Raw genomic sequence first — 1,038 nt, forward strand, 5'->3', positions numbered from 1 at the left:
GGCCGGCGGCGTGCTGCACGTCACCAACACCGGGCGGCTCCGGCGCGCCGGCATGCGCGCCCACGACGCCTGCGGCGCGGACGCCATCGACGTCGAGCCGCCCGGCCTGCGACCGGACCGTCCCGAGACGGTCACGTACGCGCTGCCCACGGACCGGCGCGGGGAGATCCCCGTCGGCCCGCTGCGTCTCGTGCGCGCCGACCCGTTCGGCCTGGCGCGGCGCGTGCGGGAGTACGGCGACGTCCAGAACCTCCTCGTACGCCCGCGGACGGTCGCGCTTCCGCTGATGCCCTCCGGCCGCAACCACCACCTCGAAGGCCCGACGACCGACACCGCCCCGGCCGGCACGGTCACCTTCCACGCGCTCCGCGAGTACGTCGTGGGCGACGACCTGCGGTACATCCACTGGCGGTCCAGCGCGCGCACGGGCACGCTCATGGTCCGCCAGCTCGTGGACGCGAGCCTGCCGCAGACGACCATCGTGATCGACACGAACGAGAACGCCTACCCCGACCCGGACGACTTCGAGCTGGCCGTCGACGCCGCCGCCTCGGTCGCGGCCGGCGCCTCCGCGGCGAACTTCCCCGTACGGGTCCTGACCGGCGACGGGCCTCTCGTGGAGACGCGCGGCGGGCCGCACGACATCGAGCTGATCCTGGACCGGCTGGCCGTGCTCAGGGCACACGACGTGCCGCACGAGGCGCTCGACGTCGCCCGCCGGGTACGCGCGGGCGGGTCGCTCGTCGTCCTCACCGGCGCGCGGGGGGACATCACGCGTGCGGGCACGTTGCGGCGCCGGTTCGACCGGGTCGTGTGCGTGCGGATCCGCCCGGAGGCCCCCGGCCCCGGGCTGCCGGGCATCGCCCTGATCGAGATGGCGAACCTGGACGAGCTGCGCGCGGCGTGGACGGGGGCCGTTCGATGACCACACCGGACGACGTGCCGCCGCCCCCGGCCCCCGAACCCCCTCCCGACCCGGGGTCGGCGGCCGAGCCCCCGCCGCCCGCTCCACCGGACCACACGGCCACGCCGAACCCC

General features: G+C 76.3%; 1 protein-coding gene. It reads left to right on the forward strand.

Annotated features, from left to right (window positions below; genetic code table 11):
- Positions 1 to 925: DUF58 domain-containing protein (locus ACFFNX_RS50980; RefSeq protein ID WP_378213725.1), on the forward strand; the 925-nt coding region annotated here is incomplete at its 5' end.
- Between the last annotated feature and the right edge of the window lie 113 nt (positions 926 to 1,038).

The organism is Actinoallomurus acaciae, from assembly GCF_042429965.1.
Taxonomy (GTDB): Bacteria; Actinomycetota; Actinomycetes; order Streptosporangiales; family Streptosporangiaceae; genus Actinoallomurus; species Actinoallomurus acaciae.